Source organism: Actinosynnema sp. NPDC050436 (assembly GCF_040655415.1).
In the GTDB taxonomy this organism is placed as follows: domain Bacteria; phylum Actinomycetota; class Actinomycetes; order Mycobacteriales; family Pseudonocardiaceae; genus Actinosynnema.
The window spans coordinates 1-22583 of sequence record NZ_JBFAJV010000002.1 but is presented as its reverse complement, the minus strand read 5'-3'; the positions used below and the strand labels follow the sequence as shown (position 1 = coordinate 22583).

The window sequence follows — 22583 nt, the reverse complement described above, 5'->3', positions numbered from 1 at the left end:
CATCTCACCGAGGGGTTTCTCAGGCGTCATCGCGGAGACCGTACGCGGCGAGCCAGAGCACGTCTTCTTCGGCCGACGTGCGCGGACCGTCGCCCACCGGCCGCAGCACCGACCGGATGTCCTGGCGCAGCACGCAGTCCGCTGTGCCGCAGGTCCCGCAGCGACCCGCGCCGTCGAGCGGGTGGCCGTTCAGGCACAGGGCCAGTGCCTCCACCAGTCGGTTGGTCTCCGACCGTGCCACGGCCAGGGCCAGATCGTCCGAGCCGTCGGTGACGCCGATCAGCACCACGGCCAGGTGTTCACAGATCAGTTCGTCCACCGCTATTCCGTTCATGATTTCGAGAGTTGCACCGACGATTCTCGCGCGCAAGGCGCTACGCTCATTCCATCGGGTGAGATTTCCGGACCGGAGAACTATTTCATCCCCATATTTTCTCAACCCTTGCAAAGGAGTAGATCTCGTGAAGCAACAGTCCGGGGTCAATACCAGGGGAATCGGCTTCGAACTCGAACGGCTGCGCCGGGACGCCGGGCTGACCCTGCAAAACGTCGCCACCGCGCTCGGCGTCTCGATCAGCACGGTCAGCCGGCTGGAGAACGGCAAGCGGGACGCAACGCCCGAGGAGGTCTCCGCGATCCTGGCCGTGCTCGGGGTGATCGGCCCGACTCGCACCAGGCTCTTGGACCGCGCTCGCGGCGGTGACGGCTCGGGCCTGGTCGAGGCCGCCAACCCGACGGTGCAGAGCCGCACCTACCTGAACTTCGAGACCCGGGCAAGCGTCATCACCGACTTCGAACTGATGCTCGTCCCGGGGCTCGCGCAGACACCGGAGTACGCGCACGCGATCATCTCCGCCATCCAGGTGGACGAGGGTGAGCCGAGCATCGAGGTCCGGGTGGGGAGGAGGATGGCCCGCCAGGCCATCCTGGCCCGCAGCACGCCACCCGCCGTCAACCTGATCCTCACCGAGGCCGCGCTCCGCCTGCCGATCGGCGGCCCGAAGGTGATGGCACGGCAACTGCGCCACCTGGCCGATCTGTCCGAGCGCCCGAACACCTCCGTCCGGGTGATCCCGGCGGCGGTGGCCGGGCACGCCGGCCTGCTGGGCCAGTTCGTCATCCTCGATTTCCCGGCCGACCGACCGGTAGTGCACGTCGAAGATCGGACAACCGGCTTGTTCTTGGACGACCCGGCACTGGTCGCGCTCTATAGGCTGACAGTTGAGAAGCTGACGACCGTGGCGCTGGACGAGGCCGGCTCAGTCGACCTGATGTCGTCCATCGCGCGCGAGTTCACCGCGAGCGAGGAGGAACTCCGATGACCGCGTCCGAATGGCGGAAGAGCAGCTACAGCGGGAATGACAGCAACTGCGTGGAGGTGTCACCCGGGCCGGCAACCGGTTTGCGGGACTCGAAGCACCCGGATTCGGGCCACATCGTGATCTCTGCGCCGGCCTTCCGCGCGTTCGTACGGTCGCTCAAGAGGGACTGAGCGGACTGCGGGGTGGTTCCGGCACCCGGCCCACCCCGCTCCCCTACTCTGGCTCCTCGTGACGACGCCCTATCTCGATCGCTCCGTGCTGCTGGCAGACCTGCAGAAGCAGGTGCTGATCCTGGAGAACGACCTCCGCGAACAGGTCGACCGCGAGCCCGGGGTCCTGGCCGACCTCACGGCGCGACACGAGGCAGCGCTGACATCGGCGACGTTGGGCACGTTCATCGGCGAGCAGGTCACCCAGGCAGCCGTCGCATGGGTGCTCGGCACCGTGTTCGTGCGGTGGAGCGAGGACAACAACCTCGTCCGCCCGATGCTGTCGGGCCCGGGCGACCGCTTGGCGGAGGCGGAGGACGCGCAGGGCGCGTTCTTCCGGCAGCAACCGCACGCCACCGACGCGGACTGGGTCGAGCAGACCTTCGACTCGCTGCGTCGCAGCGATGCGGGCGAGGCACTGTTCGACCGCAAGCACAACCCCGCGTACCTCATCCCGATGTCCCACGACGGCGCGAAGGCGTTGATCGGCTTCTGGCGCACGCGCAGGCCGGACGGCTCGCTGGTGCACGAGTTCCGCGACGACACGTGGGACACGCGTTTCCTGGGTGACCTGTACCAGGACATGTCACAGGCCGCGAAGGACAAGTACGCGCTGCTCCAGACGCCGGACTTCGTCGAGGAGTTCATCCTCGACTACACGCTGACCCCGGCCCTGGACGAGTTCGGGCTGGAGGGCTTCCGGCTGATCGACCCGACGTGCGGCTCCGGCCACTTCCTGCTCGGCGCGTTCGAGCGGTTGGCGAAGGCGTGGCGGGAACAGGACCTCAACCTGAGCGACACCGAGATCGCCCGCAAGGCGCTGGACTCGGTGCACGGCGTCGACATCAACCCCTACGCGGTGGCCATCGCGCGGTTCCGGTTGACGTTGGCCGCATGGCGACTGGCGGGCGTGCGGACGATCGACCAGGCGGCGGGTCAGCGCTGGGCGGTCACCGTCGCCATCGGAGATTCGTTGCTGGCGAAGAAGAGCGGCACGTTGGCCGGGCTCGACCAGTTCGTGGGGATCAAACTGGAGTCCGAGGACGTCGAGGACTACCCGACGCTGCTGGACGAAGGTTCGTACCACGTGGTCGTCGGCAACCCGCCGTACATCACGGTGAGCGACGCGAAGCTGAACGCCGAATACCGCCGGTACTACTCGGCGTGCCACCGGCAGTTCCAGCTGACCGTGCCGTTCGCACAGCGCTTCTTCGACCTGGCCCGCAGGGCCGGCTCGGACCGCCGGGGGTCGGGGTACGTCGGCCAGATCACGTCGAACGGCTTCATGAAACGCGAGTTCGGCACCAAGCTGATCAAGGAATTCTTCCCGACGGTCGACCTGACCCACGTGATCGACACGTCCGGTGCCTTCATCCCCGGTCATGGGACGCCCACGGTGATCCTGGTCGGCCGCCGCCGCACCCCGGACCGGAGCCAGCCAGTACGAGCGGTGCTCGGCATCCGTGGTGAGCCTTCGCAGCCGGCGGACCCGGCGAACGGCATCGTGTGGACGGCGATCGCCAATCAGATCGAGCAGGTGGGCAGCGAGTCGGACTGGGTCAGCGTCACCGACTTCGCCCGCGCTGCTCTTCACCTCCACCCATGGTCGCTTAGCGGCGGCGGAGCGAACATACTGAAGGAAGCTATACAGCATTCCACAAATATAAATCTGGCCGACATTGCAGAATCAATCGGTTTTGCGGCTATCACCGGAGAAGACGAGGCATTCGAAGGGGCCAGGCAGCAGTTCAATCGCGTCAGGGTAGCACCGGTTAGAAAATTCGCAAAAGGCGACTCGGTCCGCGACTGGATTTGCACGCCTTCGTCATACGTTCCCTGGATGTACACTGAAGAACTGAAGCGCAAAGATGCCACCCTCGTCTACCCTCTGATCAAATACCTGTGGGCAAGCCGAACGAACTTGAGGCACCGCAAAAGATTCGGAGTCTTTATTGACGAGATAGCGAAGCTCAAATGGTGGGAATTCCGAGAGCTATATCCGCTGAAGATTGCCACCCCCCTCTCCATAGCGTTTGCTGAAGTAGCCACCCATAATCACTTCCTGCTCGACCACGGAGGGAGTGTTTACAAGCAGACAGCACCTCTGATCAAGCTTAAGATACACGACGAAGATAATTACCTCGCCACACTCGGCACCCTTAACACTTCTCTCGCCTGTTTCTGGCTGAAGGAAGTGAGTCACGATAAGGGAAGTCAAGGAGTGAACGAAGGGTTCAAGTCTCAGGCGTGGGAACGTTTCTACCAATTCAGCAGCACCAAGTTGGAGCAGTTCCCACTGCCCGTCGACCTACCGCTCGATCGGGCACGACGCCTCGACACGCTCGCCCGGCAACTCAGCGACAGCACTCCCCAAGCCGTCGCCAAAACCGAAACCCCCTCCCGCGACCTCCTCTTCCAAGCCCACGACGACTACACGACCTTCCGCTCCCGCATGATCGCCGAGCAGGAAGAACTCGACTGGGACGTCTACCAGCGCTACGGCCTGCTCTCCGAAGCCGAAGCCGCCCAGGTCGTCATCCCAGACCCCTCCACCGTCCCCGCCCTCAACCTCGGCGAACGGGCGTTCGAAATCGTCCTGGCGCGCTCCGTCGCCGCCGGCGAGACCGACACCCAGTGGTTTGCCCGCCACAACTCCACCCCGATCACCGAACTTCCCACCCACTGGCCCGACGACTACCGCCGCGTGGTCGAGGCACGTATCGACCTGATCTACAAGCGTCGTGACATCGCGCTCATCGAACGTCCCGAGTGCAAGCGCCGCTGGTCCGTGGAACCGTGGGACAAGCAGCAGGAACGCGCCCTCCGCGAGTGGCTGCAAGACCACCTCGAATCCCGGCACCTGTGGTACGCCGAGGACGTCAACGGCGCCGAGCAGCCGACCATGCGCTCCGTCTCCGAGCTGACCGACCTGCTCCGCCTCGATACCGCCTTCACCGATGTGGCGCGCATCTGGGCCGCCGATGCGCTCGGCAACCAGGATGTCGACCTCGCCGAGGTCGTCGCCGCTCTTGTCGACGAAGAGCACGTCCCCTTCCTCCCCGTCCTGCGGTACAAGCCCGCCGGTCTCCGCAAGCGCGCCGACTGGGAGCACGTCTGGGACCTCCAGCGCCAAGAGGACGAGATCGCCGCCGAACTCGGCAAGGAGGTCACGGACCCGATCGTCCGCAAGGAGGTCGAGACCCGACTCGGCACGATCCCGGTGCCGCCCAAGTACGGTTCCGGCGACTTCCTCCGCAACTCCTACTGGCGGCACCGGGGCAAGCTCGACGTCCCGAAGGAGCGCTTCGTCTCCTACCCGGGCGCGACGCGGGACGGCGACGGCAGCCTCCTGCTCGGCTGGGCGGGCTGGGACCACCGCGAGCAGGCGCACGCGCTCGCGGTGCTGATCAGCCACCGCCACACCGAGGAGGGCTGGGACCGCGACCGCCTCGCGCCACTCCTCGCCGGGCTGCACGAGGTGCTGCCCTGGGTGAAGCAGTGGCACGGCGACGTGGACCCGGTCTTCGGCGAATCCCCCTACGTGATCTACGAGGGCTTCCTCGAGAACCAACTCGGTGAGTCCGGCATCGCCCGCAGCGACCTGGCGACGTGGCGGCCCGCGACCAAGGTCGACGTCTCGCCACTTCCACGTCGCAGCACCCGCCGGCCCATCGCCAAGCAGACCGGGCAGACCAAGGTGGACAGGGCGTTCACCGCCGAGCAGTTCACCGCGGTGCTGGACTTCGCCGCGAGCGGTCCGCTGACGACTCCCCAGACCGCCGAGGTCACCGGCTTGTCCCCGACGCTGGCCCGCGAGCTGCTCAAGCAGCTCGTGGAACGCGGGGACCTGATCCAAACCGGTCAGCGCCGGGGAACCCGCTACGAACTGCCTTCCGCCCGATAACGCTGCGCTCCTCCCCCTGCCGTCGATACAGTCAGCAGTCGAACGACTACTCGACGCGACAGCAGGGGGAAGTGTGGGCGAGGTTCTCCGCTTGGGATTCGAGGAGGACGACGAGAACGACCGTCCGCCACCACCGACGGCCTCACGCCCGGCAGAACCGCTCAGCGGCCACGCGGACGGCGTGACCGTCACCGTGGACGAGTCCGCCGACATCCACGAGGTCCTGCTCGACTCGGGGTGGCGGCGACTGGTGGACCCGCGTCGGCTCGGTGACGCCGCGTTGGCCGCAGCGAACGAGGCGACGATGCGCGCCTTGGCCAAGCAGGTCGAGCAGCCACCCGAAACCCCTGCTACGCCGGCACCTCCGCCGCACCGGCCCATCACCCGCCAGGACGCCGTGCGGCTGCTCGACGAGGTCGCGGCCGACCTCACCGCGTTCACGCGTCGCCTCGCCGAGGCGACAGGTCCGGTGTCGATCGAAAGCCGGGGCGGTCACGTGCACGGCACGTCTCACGGCGGCCGGGTCACGGCCCTGCGGGTGGACCCGCAGTGGGCCAACCAGGCACGCGATTCCGAGTTGATCGCCGAGCTGAGGGAAGTGCTCGTCGCGCTGCGCGCCCGCAGTGTGCCCGCGCACCTCGCCGCAGGTCCCGACAGCCCGGCGATCGCCGAACTCAACGCGCTGGCGCGCGACCCGAACACCCTATTGCGCGGATTGGGGCTGTCGTCATGACCGATATCGCTGTCGCCCTCGAAGCCATGCGGTTCGACGCCCGGGCATGGGAATCGGCGGCCGACCGCGTGGACGGTCCGCGCGCGGCGATCGACGGTTTCGCGCTCACCGGAGCGGACATCTCGAAGTGGGCCGTGGACGCCGGGTTGGACCGCACCTATGACGACGCCCGCCGCACGGTGGAGAGCCTGCTCGCCCAGGCTTCGGCCACGTTCCTCCTGATCAGCGACCAGCTGCGAGCCGCCGCCGACACGTACGAACGCGAGGACGAAGAGACCATGCACGCGCTGGACAAGATCACCGAGTGAGGACACCGTGAACGAGTTAGCGGCGCAGGCCAACCAGCAGTCACGGGACATCGACGCGCGGATCCGCGAGTTCTTCGAGCAGGTGAACGGTGTGCTCAGCTGGGTCCCGGTCGGCTTCGAGCACCTCGTATCACCCATCCAGCGCGGGATGAGCGCACTGGCGGACCTGGCTCGGGAGTTCTGGGAACGCGTCAGGCTGCTGTGGGACCAGCCGGGCGATTCGGAACGGCTCAAGCAGGTGGGCGAGAAGTGGGTCTCGGAGGTCGGGAACGTGCTCGGCGACATCGCCGGCACGCTCGGCCTGGACAAGCTCCGCACGACTGCGGAGTGGGAGGGTCGCGCGTCCCGCGCCTACCGCGACGCAATCCCCGCGCAGGTCGCCGGTCTGAACTCGATCAAAGACGTGGCGAACCAGGTCCGCACCTCGCTGGCCGGCCTGGCCAACGCGATCGACAGTTTCTGGCTCGCGATCAAGTTGGCCTTCACGGTGTTCCTCGTCGGCGCGGTCGGTGCGATCGCGCTGGCGTGCACGATCGTCGGCATCCCGGCAGCCATCGGCGCGCTGACCACGGTCGTGTCGGTGTCACTCGGCCTGATCGTCACCGCCGTCATGACGATGGAGTCGCACACGAACACCGTGGAGATGGAACAGGCGGCCATCCGGCAGAAGGTCCACGACCTCGGCACCACCTGGTCCACCCCGGATGGCAGCGCCATCTCCGACGCGAGCGCCGCGGACGGCGACCCGTCCGATTGGCAGCCCGGGTCGTGACCGGCCCGACCTGGCACCGGCTCTCCCCGTCACGCGCGCAGGAGATGCGCACGTCCTGCACCCGGCTCGGCGTGGTGGTCATCGCGGCGGCCGTGGTCCTGGCGCTGCTGCTGGTGGCGGTCGGGCTCAGCCTCCGCACCCCTCGCAATGCCTTGGACGCCACAGCGTGGATCTTCGGGGCGAGCAGCGTCCTCCCACTCGTCTCGGCAGGTGCTGTGCTGGTGAACGCCCGGGTGCACGTCCGGAGCGAGCACCTCGATCTGGCTGGTGCCCGCAAGGCCCGTCGAGGGCTTGCGGTGCTGTGGGCGTGCACCCTGCTGTCCTCTGGCCTGGCCGCCGCGGCCAGGCTCTCCGGCATCAGCCTCGCGTCGAACGGCGGGTTCGGCCCCATCTCCCCGGCCAACTGGGTCTACCTCCTGCTCCTGCTGGTAGTGATCGGGCTCGGAAGCGTGGCGTTCGCCGCAGGGCGCACCACGCTCCGCCCTTCTACGCCGATCGGGTGACTCTGTGAAACGGTCCTTGCCGACGGTCCCATATCGACAGTGCGATGGCCGTGGACCGGTGGGCGGAACGCTACGGTGAACGGCTACCGTCGGTTTCGCCACCGAACGAACCAGGGGGATCCACAGCGTGACCACCGCCGCGTCGGGTACCGCGCCGCTGCTGCGTGAACTCATCGACATCCCGGAAGGCGTCCACCGGGGCGACTTCGTCCTCAAGCTCACCGAGGGTGTCGACACCAAGCGCGACGACGCGCTCCGCAGTTATGTGGTCACCCCGCAGTTGAGGGTGGCCTACGGCGAGGCCCTGAAGCTGATCAAGTCGGCGCTGGACGAGCACAGCTCCAAAGCCGCCTACCTGCACGGTTCGTTCGGTTCGGGCAAGAGCCACTTCATGGCGGTCCTGCACGCCCTGCTCGACGGCGACCCCCGGGCGCTGGACCGACCCGACCTGGCGGAGGTCACGACCCGGCACCGCTGGCTGGGTGACAAGCGCTTCCTCCTCGTGCCCTACCACCTCACCGGCTCGGAGAGCCTGGAAGCCGCCATCCTCGGCGGCTACGTCGACCACGTCCGCCGGCACGAGCCGAAAGCTCCCATCCCCCAGGTCTACCGGGCACAGGGACTCTTGGATGACGCGCGGAAGCTGCGGGAGAAGCTCGGTGACGAGCAGTTCCTCTCCGGGTTCCCGAACGACGCCGACACCGGCTGGGGCGACCTGGGCGCGGCGATGACCCCGGAGAAGCTGGACGAGGGGTTCGACGCGCCGATCGACAGCGCCGCCTCCAACGACCTGATCACCAAGGTCGTGCAGGCGTACTTCCCGAACTACGTCGACTCGGTGCGCGGCGCGGCCAGCGCGTTCAAGCCCTTGGACCAGGGCCTGGCGGAGATCAGCCGGCACGCCAAGTCGCTGGGCTACGACGGCATCGTGCTGTTCCTGGACGAGCTGGTGTTGTGGCTCGCGGGCAAGATCGGCGACCAGGCGTTCATCAGCCGGGAGACCGAGAAGGTCGCCAAGCTGGTCGAAGCCGGCGACGCGCACCGGCCCGCGCCGATCATCAGCTTCATCGCGCGTCAGCGCGACCTGCGGGAACTCGGCATCGGCGCGGAGCGCACCGGCGCGGAGCTCCAGTCCTTCCACGACCGCCTCAACCACTGGGACGGCCGCATCGAGCGGATCACGCTGGAGGACCGCAACCTGCCGGTGATCGCGCGGGAGCGGGTGCTGCGCAGGCTGCCCGGCGGTGAGGAGCAGGTCCGGCAGGCGTTCCAGCGCACCGGGGCACTGCCCGGGTCGGTGCGGGACGTGCTGTTGGGCAGCGGGGACGGTGACTCGTTCGAGCGCACCTACCCGTTCAGCCCGGCTTTCATGGACACCCTCGTGCACGTGTCGTCGGCCCTGCAGCGGGAACGCACGGCGCTGCTGCTGATGCGGCAGATCCTGGTCAACCGGCGCGACGACATCAAGCTCGGGCAGCTGGTCCCGCTGGGTGACCTGTTCGACGCCGTCGCGGACGGTGCGGACCAGCCGTTCACCGAACAGCTCAAGCACGAGTTCGACGAAGCCAGGCTGCTCTACCAGCGCACCCTGCGACCGATGCTGCTGAGGGACCGCGACCTGCGCGAGGAGCAGGTCGCCGGACAGGCCGAAGCCGACGCCGGAGTCCTCCGGGCCTTCCGCAGCGACGACCGCTTGGTGAAGACCCTGCTCTTGGCGGCGCTCGCCCCCGACGTGGACGCACTGCGCGACCTGACCGCCCGCCGGCTGGCCGCGCTGAACCACGGGACGATCACCACTCCCATCCCGGGTCAGGAAGTCGCCGAGGTGGTGCGCAGGCTGCGCAGCTGGGCCAGCCGGGTCGCCGAACTCCAGCTGGGTGAGGGCGCGGACCCGAGCGTGCGGCTGAACCTGGTCGGCGTCAACGTGAACGCCATCCTGGAGCGGGTCACGACGCTCGACCAGCAGCCGGCCCGCCGCAGGCTCGTGCGGGAACTGCTGTTCGCCGAGCTGGGTGTCACCGACACCGGGACCACCCCGATCGAGCACCCGGTGGCGTGGCGGGGCAGCAGGCGGACGCTGGAAATCGTCTACGGCAACGTCCGGGACCAGCAGGACATGCGGGACGACCTGTTCGAGCCGTCCTACGACGACCGCTGGCGCGTGCTGTTGGACTACCCGTTCGACGCCGACCGCCACTCGGCGGCGGACGACTACCAGCGGGTGGTCCGGCTGCGCGAAGAGAAGGGCAACCGGTCCGCCGTGGCGTGGCTGCCCGGTTTCTTCACCTCGGACGTGCTGGACAAGCTCGGCCGGTTGATCAAGGTCGAGTACCTGCTCCAGGACCGGACCAGGTTGGAGGAGCACACCCGCACGATCGGGGCGGAGGACCGGCAACGCGCCCGGGACCTGCTGGGCAACCTGCGGACGTCGTTGCACTCGGAGCTGCGTGAAGCGCTCAAGAACGCCTACGGCCTGGTCACCAGGCCGAAGGAGGAGATCGTCCAGGACTGGCACGACCACCTGGTCAGCCTCGACGCCACCGTGACGCCCCGGGTTGACGCCGGCCGCTCGTTCGCCGACGCGCTCAAGTCGCTCGTCGACCAGGTGCACTCGATGACCTACCCGGACCACCCCGACTTCGACCCCCAGCGCAAGGGTGAGCTCGTCCGGGACGCGGACCTGCGCACGACGCTCACCATCGTCCGACGCGCCGCCGACGCCCCGGAAGGCCGGGTCGAGGTCGACCGACCGCACCGCGAGGCCCTGCGCCGGATCGCCCACCCGCTCAAGCTCGGCGAGGAGCACAACGGACCGTTCGTGCTCAGCCGCCACTGGGCGGATGAGCTGGAGCGGCGAGCCGCGCAAGAACACGAGCAGGACGCCGACCTGCCGGTGCGCGTGGTGCGCGGCTGGCTGCGCGACCTGGGCATGGAACGCCGGGTGGAGAACCTCGTCATCGCCACGTTCGCCGAACTGACGCACCGGGCGTGGCGACACCGCGAACGCCTGGTCGAGCCGCCGGAGAGCCCTGAGGCCGTCGCCGACGACATGGTGCTCTACCGGCAGGCGCTGCCGACCCCCGACCAGTGGGACCGGGCGTGTGCGCTCGCCGCCGCGCTGACCGGCACCGACCTGCGCACCACGGTGATCTCGCCTCGGGCGGTGGCCCGGTTCGCCCGCGTGGTCCGCGCGAAGGTCGACCAGTTGCGCCTGCCGGCCGTCGGCCTCGTCGAACTGCTCGACCAGCACAGCGCACGTCTGGGCCTGGACCGGTCGGCGCCCCGTGGCCGCTACGCCACGGCCGTGGCCGCGAGCGACCTGGTGACCGAACTGCACACCGTCACGGATCCGACCGGGCTGGTGGCCGCGATCGCGGCCATCGACCTGCGCGACGTCGAACCGATGGTGATCAGCCGCTCGCTGGAAACGGCGGAAGAGGTGTCCGCGGCGCTGCGCGGCGCGGACTGGGCGATCTTCGACGTGCTGGACGACCCGGCCGCGGCCGACATCGCGGCCGAGCTGCGGCAGGGCGTGAACGCCAACGAGCACGCCACCTCGCTGCGACGCGCACTCGACCAGGCCAAACGCAGGCTGATCGCCCTCGTCAGCAGACCGACCCCGACCCCGCCGCCGGCACCTCCGGCACCGGGCCCGACCCCACCTGGTCCTGGTGACGGCGTGCACCAGGCGACCGGCAGGCTGACCGATGTGATGGCGGAGCTGACGAGGTTCGGTGAGGAGCACCCCGACGTGACCATCGAGGTGACCTACCGGATCGTGGGACGCCGATGACGCCGGCAGACCTCGACTCCGCTGTCGAGAACGCGGTCGTCAGCCGGGTGTCCGACATCGTGGACGGTCTCGACAGAGACCCGGACGCGGCCGGCCGCCGGGTCGTCATCGGCGTGCGCACCCGCCGCGAGCCCGTGTGGCACGGAGCGCGCGCCGGGGAGGTCCGAGGCCGTCCCGTCCGGTACGTCCCGTGCCCTTCCGTGCTGTCGGTGCTGGACGCCCTGGCCTCACCGCCGGACGGCAGCTCCGGGCAGGAGGTGCTCGTCGTGCTCACCGACCGGGGCGAGCGGGAACTCGGCGAGGCCGTCATGGCCCGGTTCCACCGCGCTCACCTGCACGACGTCAGCAAGTACACCCTGCTCCAAGACCTGCTCAAAGTCCGGCAGCTCGACGCCCGCCTGCGCGGTCGGGAGAACACCTGGCTGGTCGACGCGCTGGTCGACCTGGCCCGCACGGGCCAGTTGCCGAACACCACGGGGCTGTCGTTCGGCAGGGAGGTCGCCCTCCGGCACGTGGTGCGCGCCCGGTTGTCCGTGGACTCCACGGCGCTCGACCTCACCTCCCTGATCACGGCAGCGGACGTGGCTAGCAACCGGACGCGCTGGCAGGCCCTCGACCCCGCTGAGCGCTCGGGCATCACCGCCCACCTCGTGGAGCGGCTGGGCGGTGCGGCCGACGTGGTGCTGCGGCTGGCCGCAGCGCGCGACGACGTGCTCGCGGAACTCCTGGTCGCCGACGTGCTGACCGGCGCCCCGGAGGACGACCTGACCGCAGCACACGCGCTCGGTGCGTTCACCCACTCCCGCTTCGGCCCCGACGGGCCGAGCCGTGCGGCGATCGCGGCAGCCGCTGCAGCAGCGGTCGAGATCGCCACCGGCACCGACTCCCCGGACGTGTGGCCACGGATCCGTCACGCGGACACGTTGCTCGCCCAGCTCAACGGTTCGGCCATCGCCTACGTGAGCCGTGTGCTGCCCAGCGGGTTCACCTCCCGACTGGAACGGGCGGCCAAGTCTCTCGACGACCGCGATCTCGCAGCCGTCCGCGCGCACCACGACGCCCACGAGAAGTCCGCACAGGTGCGCAGGCTGCACGCGGCGGTGCGGCTGCACCGCTGGTGGGGATCCCGACCGCCGGAGGTCACCACCACGGCGGACGCGTTGCGGCGGCACGCGAGAGACCTGGCCTGGGTGGACGCCGAGCTGATCAGGGTCCGCCACGGCTCGTCGTCCCCGGAAGTCGCCAAGGCGTTCGAGCGGATCGCGTCCCGGGTGGGGAAGCGCCGCGCAGAACTCGACAGCCGGTTCGCTGCAACCCTTCCCGAGGCCGCCTACACGGTGCCGAGCGACGTGCTGGGTGTGGAGACCGTGCTGCCCGAGGTCATCGCCCCGCTCGCGCGCCGGCACAAAGTGCTGTTGATCGTGGTGGACGGCATGTCGGGCGCGGCGGCGGCGGAGATCACCTGGTCGATCGCGGAGAACCCGAGGCTCGGCTGGACCGAGGTCGTGCGGTCGGCGGACGGCGGACGGGAAGCGGTGCTCGCGGCGTTCCCGACCGAAACGGCTTACAGCCGCACGTCGCTGCTGACCGCCTCGCTGTCCAGCGGCAACGCCGACGCCGAACGGCGGGCCTTCCCCAAGCACTCGTTCTGGCCACCTCGCACCAGGGCCGTCGTCGTGCACAAGGCCGGGGTCGCCGGCACCTCGGGCCTGGACCTCGGATCGGACCTCGACGCCGAGTTCGCCCCGAGGGCGGAACCCCAGGTGCTGGCGGTCGTGCTGAACACCGTCGACGACGCGTTGGCCAGGGGCCGGCAGTCCGACGACCCGGGATGGGACTACCGCGACGTCGCGCACCTGCCGGCGCTGCTGGAACGGGCCGCCGAGAACGGCTGGGTCGTCGTGCTGACCAGCGACCACGGCCACGTGCTGGAACACGCCTCGCGCCACCGCCCCGACTCGACCGGCACGGCCCGCTGGAGGCGGCCGGGAAACCCGGTCCAGGAGGACGAGGTGGTCTTGACGGGGCCACGAGTGCTCGTCGATGGTGGCACGGCGGTGCTCGCCGCGACCGAGGCCGTCCGCTACGGAGCCCGGTCCCACGGCTACCACGGCGGGGCGTCGCTCGCCGAGGTCGCCATCCCGCTGGTGGTGCTGTTGCCGCCCGGCACCGACGAACTCGACGGCTGGGCCGTCCACTCACAGGGCCAGCCGGACTGGTGGACGGGCCGGGAACCGCGCAAGCCCAGCCGGCCGGCCCGGACCAGGCGAGAGCCCGCACCCGCCCAGCCGGACCTGTTCGCACGGGACGAGTCGCGCGGTGCCCGGCTGATCGCCGGCGAGACGTTCGTCAACACCCACCGCGGGCAGCCAGCCAACCGGGTGCTCAAGGCCGAGGTGTTCCGCGACGTGGTGGACGCGGTGCTCGGAGCCGGCGGCCGACTGCCGGTTGCGGAAGCCCTCCAGGCTGCCGGTACGCCAGGACGCAATCCCCGCGGTCTGGTCGCCGCGCTCGGCCGGGTGCTGAACATCGACCAGTTCCCGGTCGTGGACCTGATCGACGGCGGGCGCACGCTCGTGATCAATGAGAAGCTGCTGGACGAGCAGTTTCCCGAGGGGCGCTGATGACGACGGTCAGTCCGGCACGGAGGCGTGCGGTGTTGGCCGCGCTGCGCCGTGGAACCGTGCCGGAAAGCGGCTTGGACCTGTTCGCGGTCGGCTTGGACGGGTTGACACCCACCTTGGACGAGGAGTTGTCCGCGTGCGCGGCGGGTGCCGCCGAGTTCAAGGCCGTGCGCGGCGAGTACGGCGCGGGTAAGACTTTCTTGGCGCGCTGGCTGGCCGAACGCGCCAAAGCCTCGGGCATGGCGGTGAGCGAGGTGCAGATCTCGGAGACCGAGACACCGCTGCACCGGCTGGAAACCGTGTACCGGCGCCTGTGCGAGAACTTGACGACGGCCGCCGCACCACCCAGTGCGTTCCGCGCCGTGCTGGACAGCTGGCTGTTCGCGCTGGAAGAGGACGTGCTGGCCGAGGGCGAGGTCGACGCGTCCGACGCGCAGCGCCTGGGCTCGGCGGTGGACGACCTGGTGGAGCTGAGGCTGGGCGGACTGGCCCGGACCACCCCCGGCTACGCAGCGGGCCTGCGCGGCTACCGCCGAGCGGTGGCCGAGGGCGACACGGACACCGCCGACGGCTTGGCCGCGTGGCTGGCCGGGCAGCCCCACGTGGCCTCGTCCGCGAAGCGCGCCGCCGCCGTCAAGGGCGACATCGACCACTTCCAGGCCCTGGGTTTCCTGCAAGGGCTGCTCACCGTGCTACGCGACGCGGGACACCCCGGGCTGCTACTGGTGCTGGACGAGGTCGAGACCCTGCAACGGGTCCGCAGTGATGCGCGGGCCAAGGCGCTCAACGCCCTGCGCCAGTTGATCGACGAGATCGACAAAGGCCGCTTCCCCGGCCTGTACCTGATGGTCACCGGAACACCGGCCTTCTTCGACGGACGCCAAGGCGTGCAACTGCTCCCGCCGCTCGCGGATCGGCTGCACACCGACTTCGGCGCGGACAACCGGTTCGACAACGCACGCGCCCCGCAGGTCCGGCTGACCGGCTTCACCCTCGACCGCCTGGTCGAACTGGGTGGTCGGGTACGCGCCCTCTACGCGAACGGGTCCCCTGCGGGACAACGCATCATGGACCTGGTCGACGACGCCTACCTCCGGGACTTCGCCACGTCGGTGGCCGGCGGCCTCGGGGGGCGAGTCGGTGTCGCCCCGAGGCTGTTCCTGCGCAAGCTCGTGCTGAACGTGCTCGACACCGTCGAACTGCACCCCGACTTCGACCCGCGCGGCGACTACACCGTCGCTATCGAACGAGCCGAGCTGACCAGCACCGAGCGGGAAGCCGCCGCCACGTCGGCGGATGACATCGACCTCGATGTCTGACCCGGACACCGCAGCGCTCGCCGCGCTCCACCCCGCTGTCCAGCACCACGTGGTGAACACCCTGCGCTGGCCGGGTCTTCGACCGTTCCAGGCGGCTGCGGTGGGGCCGGTGCTGGCCGGAGCGGACTGCCTGCTGCTCGCCCCCACCGCCGGCGGCAAGACCGAGGCGGCGATGCTGCCGACGTTGACCCGCATGGCGTCGGAACGGTGGTCCGGCATCTCGGTGCTCTACGTCTGCCCGCTGCGGGCACTGCTGAACAACCTGGCACCGCGGCTGGCCGGCTACACCGGGTGGCTCGGGCGCAGTGCCGAGGTCTGGCACGGCGACGTCGGCCCGGGTCAGCGGCGCCGGATCCTGCGGGACCTGCCGGACGTCCTCCTCACCACACCCGAGTCGCTCGAAGCCATGCTGGTGTCGGTCAACGTCGACAGCCGGCGGACCTTCCGCGACCTACGGGCCGTCGTGGTGGACGAGGTGCACGCCTTCGCGGGCGACGACCGAGGGTGGCACCTGCTGGCGCTGCTGGAACGACTGGCTCGGCTCGCGGGCCGTGAACTCCAGCGCATCGGGCTGTCCGCCACGGTCGGCAACCCGGACGAACTGCTGACCTGGCTCCAGGGCGGTGCCCGGCACCGACCGCGCGAGGTGGTCGCGCCCGTGGCCACCTCGTCCGTCACCCCGGAGGTCACGCTCGACCACGTCGGCACGGTCGACAACGCGGCGAAGGTGATCTCTTCGTTGCACCGGGGCGAAAAACGGCTCGTCTTCGTGGACAGCCGCCGACGAGCCGAGGAACTCGGCGCGGCCCTGCGCACGCACGACGTGACCACGTTCCTCTCGCACTCGTCGCTGTCCGCAGGCGAGAGGCGTCGGTCCGAAGAAGCGTTCGCCGAGGCGCGGGACTGCGTGATCGTCGCGACCTCGACCCTCGAACTCGGCATCGACGTCGGCGACCTGGACCGGGTCGTCCAGATCGACTCACCACGCACCGTGGCCTCGTTCCTGCAACGGCTGGGGCGGACCGGACGGCGACCCGGGAGCACCCGCAACTGCCTGGTCCTGTGCTTGGGCCAGGAGTCCGCGCTGACCGCCGCAGGACTCCTCGAACGGTGGGCGGCGGGCTGGGTGGAGCCGATCACCGCGCCGCCCTCGCCGAGGCACATCGTCGCCCAACAGCTCATCGCGTCGGCGTTGCAGGAGAACACGATCGGGCTGCACACGTGGCGGGAGCGGTGGGCGGGTCTGCGGGTTTTCGGGGACGACTCGTCCCGGATCTTCGCCCACCTGCTCGACGCGGGCTACCTCGACCGCGACGGCGACCTCGCCTTCGTCGGCCCGGAGGCCGAGCGCAGGTTCGGCCGTCGGCACTTCTCCGACATCACGGCGGTCTTCACCGCAGCGCCGGAGTTCCTGGTGCTGTCCGGACGCGAGGAGATCGGTCAGGTCGGCGACGAGGTCCTGCTGGCCGACGTGGACGGCCCACGGGTGCTGTTGCTGGCCGGGCGGACGTGGTTGGTGACCCACATCGACTGGTCACGACGGCGGTGCCACGTGCAGCCGACCGATCTGCCGGGCCGTGCCCGGTGGGGCGGCGGAGGCGGCGGCATGTCGTACGACGTCACCCAGGGTGTGCGCAACGTCGTCCTCGGCCACGACCCGGCCGGGGTGCACCTCACCCGCCGCGCGGTGTCGGCGCTGGCCGAACTGCGTGAACGGCACAGCGCCCACACCGCGCCCGACGGGACCGTGGTCGACTGGTCCGCAACCGGCGAGGTGCACTGGTGGACGTGGGCGGGCACAGCCGCCAACCGGACGCTGCACGCGTCGCTGCCCGAACTGGTCGACCCACGGCAACGGATCGGCGACCACTCACTCCGGTTCCGTCCGGACCTGACCGTCGAAGAGGTGAACCGCTGCCTGGCGAGACGCGAGCTACGCCCGCCGGAGGTGAACCCGAGCGCCGTCTCCGGGTTGAAGTTCGCCGCGGCCCTCCCCGAAGACCTCGCCATCGCCACCGTCGCGGAGCGCCTGGTCGACCTGGCCGGGGCACGAGCCTCGCTCGAGGCACCTCGAACCCACGTCCGGGAGTCAGCGGGACCATGATCGGCGATACTGGACTGCGCAACCACCCCTGGGAGGTACCGGACGTGGATCGACCCCTCACCGCCGCCGAGCTGTTCAACGCCGTGGGCCGTGGCTACGAGGAGGCGTTCGGCCGGCCGCCCATCGTCGAGACCGGCATCCGCCTGCTGCTCGACCGGCTGCCCGACAGCGCCCGCGTGCTGGACATCGGCAGCGGCACCGGCAAGCCGGTCGCCGCCGACCTCACCGCCGCCGGGCACCGGGTGCTCGGGGTCGACGTGTCCGGCGAGATGGTCTCCATCGCGCGCGAGCAGGTGCCCGACGCGGACTTCGTGCACGCCGACATCCGCGAGTGGGACTCCGCCGACGGCTCGTGGGACGCCGTCGTCGCGTTCTTCCCGTTCCTCCAGATGACCCGGGCCGACGCCGTCGAGGTGCTCGGGAACACCGCCCGCTGGCTCAAGCCCGACGGCCTGGTCGCGCTGATCACCGTGCCGGTCGACGTCGAGGGCCTGGAGGTGCCGTTCCTCGGCCACACCGTGCACGTCACCAGCTTCGCCGCGCCCGACCTGCTCCGCCACGTGGAGCAGGCCGGGCTGGACGTCCTCGAAACCCACCGCGCCGTCTTCTCGCCTGACCGCGAGGGCCAGCCGGACGAGGAGCACCTGCTCGTGCTGGCTACGCCCACGCGCCCGACGACGCCGACTCCTTGACGTAGTCCGCGAACGAGCGCGGCTCGCGGCCCAGGACGTCCTGGACCCCGGTGGACAGCCCGGCGTCGTGACCGTCCCGGATCGCCTCCAGGGCGTGGCCGAGCACGGTCGCGTACTGCTCCGAGAAACCACCCGCCCGCAACGCCTCCGCGATCGCCGCGCCCGGCACGTCGACCAGCGCGACGTCCCGGCCGGACGCCTCGGCCACCTGCGCGACCGCGTCCGGGAACGACAGCGCTTCCGGCCCGGACAGCTCGTGGACCCGACCGGCGTGGCCGTCCCGCGTCAGCGCGGCGACGGCCACGTCGGCGATGTCCCGCGCGTCGATGAACGGGTGCCCGCCCGGCCCGAGCGGCAGCGTCACCTCGTCCGCCAGCACCATCGGCAGCAGGAAGTCCTCGGTGAAGTTCTGGTGGAACCAGGTCGGCCGCAGGATCGTCCAGTCCACAGAGGACTCCCGGACGGCCGCCTCCCGGCCGTCCTCCGGGTCGATGCCGCGCGCCGACAGCAGCACGATCCGGGTCACGCCGGCCGCGACGGCGCGCGCCACGAACGCCGCCACCTCGGCGGCGTCCAGGTTCAGCGCCGGCGGCACCAGGTAGACCGCCGACGCGCCCGCCAGCGCGGTGTCCCAGGTGGACTCGTCGGCCCAGTCGAAGCGCAGCGCGGACGAGCGGGAAGCGGGGCGGGCGGCGGAGCCTAGGGCGGCGGTGACGCGGCGACCGGTCTTGCCGGTCGCTCCGAGGACCAGGATTGTCATGCACCCAGCCAACCAACACCGGAACCGGCGGGACATGGCCGAGACGCCCGATCGCATGTTCAATCGTCTTCGTGGACGCTCTCACCGACCTGCTTCGCGGGGTGCGCGCGCAGAGCGCGCTGCTGTGCCGCTCGTACGCGGCGCCGCCGTGGTCCGTGCGCTTCGCCGGAACGGCCTCGCTGACCGCCGTCATGGCCTCGCGCGGCGACGGCTGGCTGATCGCCGACGACCACGAGCCGATGCGGCTGCGCGCCGGCGACATCGGGCTGGTCCGGGGACCGCTGCCGTTCGTGCTCGCCGACGACCCGGCCACGCCGCTCCAACTCGACACCACCCTGCCCGGCTGCGCCAAGTGGGCCGTCGGCACCCGCACCTACCGGCTCGGCGAGCAGGGCGACGCGACCATCCTCACCGGCAGCTACGAGGTCGAGGGCAGCGTCTCCGACCGGCTGCTCCACGCGCTGCCCCGCGCCTTCGTCGTGCCGTGCGGACCGTGCCCCACAGTCGACCTGCTGTCCGACGAGATCGCGAAGGACCAGCCGGGCCAGGAGGGCGTGCTCGACCGCCTGCTGGACCTGCTGCTGGTGTTCGCGCTGCGCGACTGGTTCGACCGGCCCGAGGCCAACACGCCCGGCTGGTACCGCGCGCTGGGCGACCCGGTCGTGGGCCCGGCGCTGCGCGCGATCCACGACGAGCCGGCCGTCTCCTGGACGGTCGGCGACCTCGCCGACCGCGCCAAGGTCTCCCGCGCGGTGCTGGCCAAGCGGTTCACCGCCCAGGTCGGCGTGCCACCGCTGACCTACCTCACCGAGTGGCGCATGTCCGTCGCCGCCGACCTGCTCGCCGAACCCGACGCGACCGTGCACTCCGTGGCCCGCGCGGTCGGCTACCGGGACGGCTTCGCGTTCAGCACCGCGTTCAAACGGGTACGCGGCGTTCGGCCCAGCGACCACCGTGTGGTAGCCCTGCGGGCATGAGCAACAGCCTCGAAGACCTGCGCGACGCGCTCCGCCGGTTCGCCGCCGCACGCGACTGGGACACCTACCACACGCCCAAGAACCTGGTGATGGCGCTGTCCGGCGAGGTGGGCGAGCTGACCGACCTGTTCCAGTGGCTCACGCCCGAGGAAGCCGCCGACGCCATGCGAGACGAAGAACTCGCCTGGAACGTCCGCGACGAGCTCGCCGACGTGATGCACTACCTCGTGCGCCTGGCGGACAAGCTGGACGTCGACCTCGTGGAGGCCGCGTTCGCCAAGATCGACCGCAACGAGCGGCGCTTCCCGACCGGAGACCTCCGGCCAGTCGAGTGAGGGGAACCGTGGACCTCCAGTCCCTGGACACGCTCCACCTGCACCAGAAGATCACCGTCATGGTCAACCGCTACGAGGCGTTCGCGGACGACGGCAACGGGGCACCCGGCCGGCTGGTCGCGTTCGTCGAGCAGAAGCGGATGGCGTTCAAGGAGCAGGTCACGATCTTCACCGACGCGGACAAGCACGCGGTGCTCGCCGGCTTCAAGGCCCGCAAGGTGATCGACCTCGGCAGCGGCTACGACGTCACGGCGGCCGACGGGCGGCCGATCGGTTTGTTCCGCAAGGACTTCGGCAAGTCCCTGGTGAACTCCACCTGGCACGTCGAGCAGCCCGGCGCGGGCACCGCCACCGGCCGCGAGCGCCACCAGGGCATCGCCGTGCTGCGCCGCATCTGGGGATTCCTGCCGCTGGTCAACGACCTGCCGTTCCCGTTCCGCTACCACTTCGACTTCGTCCGCGACGGCGCACCGGTCTTCACCGTGGACAAGAAGACGTGGCTGCGCGACCAGTACCTGATCCGCATCCAGGACCCCTCGGTCGACCGCCGCCTGGTGATCGCGCAGGCCGTGGCCGTGGACGCCCTCCAGTCCCGCTGAGGGCCGCCCGGACGGGGGCTAGAGGTAGGTCAGCAGCAGGAGCACCAACGACACCAACAGGATCAGCGCGAGTAACGCGGAGATCCACGTGGGCGAGGTCGGCGACGGCCTCGCCCGCGCGTGCCGGCCCGTCCTCCTGCGCGGTCGCCAGCGCACCGCAGCCACCCCCGCACCCACAGCGTCCCAGCCACGACTGTCCATGCGGCCCACGCTATGGACGCCGCAAGCGGCCGGACCCCGCCGTCACCCGGTCGCGCCGGCCGCGTCGCTCGGACAGCGGTACGGGCAACCGCACCCGTGACCGCCTCTGCAAGGATGGGTTCGTGCAGGTGACGGTGGTCGGTGCGGGAATCGCCGGAGTGGCTTGCGCACGCGCGCTGGCGGCCGGGGGAGCGACGGTCCGCGTCCTCGAACGGGCGCACGTGTGCGGCGGGCGGATGGCGACCAAGCGGTACGACGACCGCGCCACCGACATCGGCGCGGGGTACTTCACGGTGTCGTCGCCTCGGTTCTCCGCCGTGGTGGACCGCTGGCAGGAGTCCGGCCTGGCGCGGCCGTGGACGTCGACCATGGCGGTGCGCTCGCCGTCCGGGTGGGGCAGCACCACCGGCCCGCAGCGGTGGGCCGCCCCGGATGGGCTCCGGTCGCTGGTCGAGGACCTGGCGGACGGGCTCGACGTGCGGACCGGTCACCTCGTCCAGTGGGTGGACGCCGGCCCGCGGGTGGACGGCGTGCTCACCGACGCCGTGGTGCTGGCGATGCCGGGGCCGCAGGCCGTGCGCCTGATCGATCCCGGGCTGCGCCCGACCGCGCAAGCCGCGCTGGGCCAGGCGTGGCTGCCGTCCCTCGTGGCCACCCTGCGGTTCGCCGAGCGCGGCTGGGACTTCGCCGGGGCGTTCGTGAACGAGCACCCGGTGCTGACGACCCTGTTCGACGACGGGAGCCGGCGCGGCGACGGGGCTCCCGTGCTGGTGGCCCACACGACCGCCGAGTTCGCCGACCGGTTCGTCGCCGACGCCACGGCCGCCGACGACGACATCGAGGCCGCCGTCCGCGAGCTGCTGGAACTGCCGCCGGCGCAGTCGGTGAACGTGCACCGCTGGACGTTCGCCCGTCCCGCCGAACCCGGTGCGGCCCCGTTCCACTACGGCCAGGACCGGATCGGGATCGCGGGTGACGCCTGGGGCAGCCCCAAGGTGGAGACCGCCTGGCTGTCCGGCACTCTGCTGGCCGAGGCCATCCTCGAAGACCTGTCCTGAGCACCTGCCCGCAGCGGTCGACACGGCAAGGCAGCGGTAACGCAAAAAGCCCTCAGGGGCACCCGACGTGTCGAGTGCCCCTGAGGGAAAGAAATGTTCGGCGGCGTCCTACTCTCCCACACCCTCACGAGTGCAGTACCATCGGCGCTGGAAGGCTTAACTACCGGGTTCGGAATGGGACCGGGTGTTCCCCAACCGCTATGACCACCGAAACACTATGAAATTACCAACCCGTAGGCACCCACCAACCCAGACCGTTCGTCTGGACCAGAGAGTGGTCCGGTTCGGTTCTTTCAGAACCGCACAGTGGATGCGTAGCATGTTTGTGAGCAAGTCCTCGGCCTATTAGTACCGGTCAACTCCAGCCGTT

Annotated in this window: 19 protein-coding genes and 1 rRNA gene; 16 read left to right on the top strand and 4 right to left on the bottom strand. The window is 70.1% G+C overall.

Going from position 1 to position 22583, the window contains the following annotated elements; all coding sequences use genetic code 11:
- Positions 1–19: 19 nt before the first annotated feature.
- Positions 20–334, bottom strand: a complete 315-nt coding sequence (locus AB0I60_RS04270) for a hypothetical protein (RefSeq protein WP_360725780.1) — start codon at positions 332–334, stop codon at positions 20–22.
- A 127-nt stretch (positions 335–461) separates the two neighbouring features.
- Between AB0I60_RS04270 and AB0I60_RS04265 the strand changes: the two genes are divergently transcribed.
- From AB0I60_RS04265 to AB0I60_RS04210, 12 genes are all read left to right on the top strand, one after another.
- Positions 462–1322 (top strand): helix-turn-helix transcriptional regulator, encoded by an 861-nt coding sequence (locus tag AB0I60_RS04265; protein ID WP_360725779.1) that lies wholly within the window; start codon positions 462–464, stop codon positions 1320–1322.
- Entirely contained in the window at positions 1319–1492 is a 174-nt protein-coding gene (locus AB0I60_RS04260; RefSeq protein ID WP_360725778.1) for a DUF397 domain-containing protein, read from the top strand. Before AB0I60_RS04265 ends, AB0I60_RS04260 begins: the two co-directional genes overlap by 4 nt.
- A 58-nt stretch (positions 1493–1550) precedes the next feature.
- On the top strand, positions 1551–5435 hold the full coding sequence (gene pglX / locus AB0I60_RS04255; RefSeq protein WP_360725777.1) for a BREX-2 system adenine-specific DNA-methyltransferase PglX: 3885 nt from the start codon (positions 1551–1553) through the stop codon (positions 5433–5435).
- Between the two features lie 91 nt (positions 5436–5526).
- Positions 5527–6168 (top strand): hypothetical protein, encoded by a 642-nt coding sequence (locus AB0I60_RS04250; protein ID WP_360725776.1) that lies wholly within the window; start codon positions 5527–5529, stop codon positions 6166–6168.
- The gene (locus tag AB0I60_RS04245; protein WP_360725775.1) at positions 6165–6476 is read left to right on the top strand and encodes a hypothetical protein; all 312 of its coding nucleotides are present in this window, start codon (positions 6165–6167) and stop codon (positions 6474–6476) included. The genes AB0I60_RS04250 and AB0I60_RS04245 overlap by 4 nt, the downstream gene beginning before the upstream one ends.
- A 7-nt stretch (positions 6477–6483) precedes the next feature.
- Positions 6484–7248: a hypothetical protein gene (locus tag AB0I60_RS04240; protein WP_360725774.1), complete on the top strand. Its 765-nt coding sequence runs from the start codon at positions 6484–6486 to the stop codon at positions 7246–7248.
- Positions 7245–7751, top strand: a complete 507-nt coding sequence (locus tag AB0I60_RS04235) for a hypothetical protein (protein ID WP_360725773.1) — start codon at positions 7245–7247, stop codon at positions 7749–7751. The genes AB0I60_RS04240 and AB0I60_RS04235 overlap by 4 nt, the downstream gene beginning before the upstream one ends.
- A 127-nt stretch (positions 7752–7878) precedes the next feature.
- On the top strand, positions 7879–11544 hold the full coding sequence (locus AB0I60_RS04230) for a hypothetical protein (RefSeq protein WP_360725772.1): 3666 nt from the start codon (positions 7879–7881) through the stop codon (positions 11542–11544).
- Positions 11541–14168: a BREX-2 system phosphatase PglZ gene (gene pglZ, locus AB0I60_RS04225; protein ID WP_360725771.1), complete on the top strand. Its 2628-nt coding sequence runs from the start codon at positions 11541–11543 to the stop codon at positions 14166–14168. The genes AB0I60_RS04230 and pglZ overlap by 4 nt, the downstream gene beginning before the upstream one ends.
- Positions 14168–15487 (top strand): BREX system ATP-binding protein BrxD, encoded by a 1320-nt coding sequence (brxD, locus tag AB0I60_RS04220; protein WP_360725770.1) that lies wholly within the window; start codon positions 14168–14170, stop codon positions 15485–15487. Before pglZ ends, brxD begins: the two co-directional genes overlap by 1 nt.
- A complete protein-coding gene (locus AB0I60_RS04215) occupies positions 15480–17591 on the top strand; it encodes a DEAD/DEAH box helicase (protein ID WP_360725769.1) in 2112 nt (703 codons plus the stop codon). Before brxD ends, AB0I60_RS04215 begins: the two co-directional genes overlap by 8 nt.
- A 44-nt stretch (positions 17592–17635) precedes the next feature.
- Positions 17636–18283, top strand: coding sequence for a class I SAM-dependent methyltransferase (locus AB0I60_RS04210; protein WP_360725768.1), 648 nt, complete (start codon positions 17636–17638; stop codon positions 18281–18283).
- Here the strand turns inward: AB0I60_RS04210 and AB0I60_RS04205 are convergent.
- Positions 18249–19043, bottom strand: coding sequence for an NAD(P)H-binding protein (locus AB0I60_RS04205; RefSeq protein ID WP_360725767.1), 795 nt, complete (start codon positions 19041–19043; stop codon positions 18249–18251). The two genes, AB0I60_RS04210 and AB0I60_RS04205, sit on opposite strands and share 35 nt — an antisense overlap.
- 71 nt (positions 19044–19114) lie before the next feature.
- Here AB0I60_RS04205 and AB0I60_RS04200 point away from each other — a divergent pair, with 71 nt between their 5' ends.
- From AB0I60_RS04200 to AB0I60_RS04190, 3 genes are read left to right on the top strand one after another with little or no spacing between them, the layout of a single operon-like run.
- Positions 19115–20020 carry an AraC family transcriptional regulator gene (locus AB0I60_RS04200; protein WP_360725766.1) on the top strand — a complete coding sequence of 302 codons (906 nt, stop codon included), beginning with the start codon at positions 19115–19117 and terminating at the stop codon, positions 20018–20020.
- Positions 20017–20355 (top strand): nucleotide pyrophosphohydrolase, encoded by a 339-nt coding sequence (locus AB0I60_RS04195; protein WP_360725765.1) that lies wholly within the window; start codon positions 20017–20019, stop codon positions 20353–20355. The genes AB0I60_RS04200 and AB0I60_RS04195 overlap by 4 nt, the downstream gene beginning before the upstream one ends.
- A gap of 8 nt (positions 20356–20363) precedes the next feature.
- Positions 20364–20954, top strand: a complete 591-nt coding sequence (locus AB0I60_RS04190; protein ID WP_360725764.1) for a hypothetical protein — start codon at positions 20364–20366, stop codon at positions 20952–20954.
- Positions 20955–20972: 18 nt separating this feature from the next.
- Here AB0I60_RS04190 and AB0I60_RS04185 read toward each other — a convergent pair whose 3' ends face one another.
- Positions 20973–21155 (bottom strand): hypothetical protein, encoded by a 183-nt coding sequence (locus AB0I60_RS04185; RefSeq protein WP_360725763.1) that lies wholly within the window; start codon positions 21153–21155, stop codon positions 20973–20975.
- A 122-nt stretch (positions 21156–21277) separates the two neighbouring features.
- On the opposite strand from AB0I60_RS04185, the gene AB0I60_RS04180 reads away from it, so the two are divergent.
- Positions 21278–22213 carry an FAD-dependent oxidoreductase gene (locus tag AB0I60_RS04180; protein ID WP_360725762.1) on the top strand — a complete coding sequence of 312 codons (936 nt, stop codon included), beginning with the start codon at positions 21278–21280 and terminating at the stop codon, positions 22211–22213.
- Positions 22214–22308: 95 nt separating this feature from the next.
- Here the strand turns inward: AB0I60_RS04180 and rrf are convergent.
- Positions 22309–22425, bottom strand: a 5S ribosomal RNA gene (gene rrf, locus AB0I60_RS04175).
- Positions 22426–22583 lie beyond the last annotated feature (158 nt).

Excerpts from the sequence above, each read along its gene's own strand:
- AB0I60_RS04195 (WP_360725765.1), top strand. The coding sequence starts at position 20,017 with ATGAGCAACAGCCTCGAAGACCTGCGCGACGCGCTCCGCCGGTTCGCC.
- AB0I60_RS04245 (WP_360725775.1), top strand. The coding sequence starts at position 6,165 with ATGACCGATATCGCTGTCGCCCTCGAAGCCATGCGGTTCGACGCCCGG.
- AB0I60_RS04185 (WP_360725763.1), bottom strand. The coding sequence starts at position 21,155 with ATGGACAGTCGTGGCTGGGACGCTGTGGGTGCGGGGGTGGCTGCGGTG.
- AB0I60_RS04260 (WP_360725778.1), top strand. The coding sequence starts at position 1,319 with ATGACCGCGTCCGAATGGCGGAAGAGCAGCTACAGCGGGAATGACAGC.
- AB0I60_RS04205 (WP_360725767.1), bottom strand. The coding sequence starts at position 19,043 with ATGACAATCCTGGTCCTCGGAGCGACCGGCAAGACCGGTCGCCGCGTC.
- brxD (WP_360725770.1), top strand. The coding sequence starts at position 14,168 with ATGACGACGGTCAGTCCGGCACGGAGGCGTGCGGTGTTGGCCGCGCTG.
- AB0I60_RS04215 (WP_360725769.1), top strand. The coding sequence starts at position 15,480 with ATGTCTGACCCGGACACCGCAGCGCTCGCCGCGCTCCACCCCGCTGTC.
- pglZ (WP_360725771.1), top strand. The coding sequence starts at position 11,541 with ATGACGCCGGCAGACCTCGACTCCGCTGTCGAGAACGCGGTCGTCAGC.
- AB0I60_RS04270 (WP_360725780.1), bottom strand. The coding sequence starts at position 334 with ATGAACGGAATAGCGGTGGACGAACTGATCTGTGAACACCTGGCCGTG.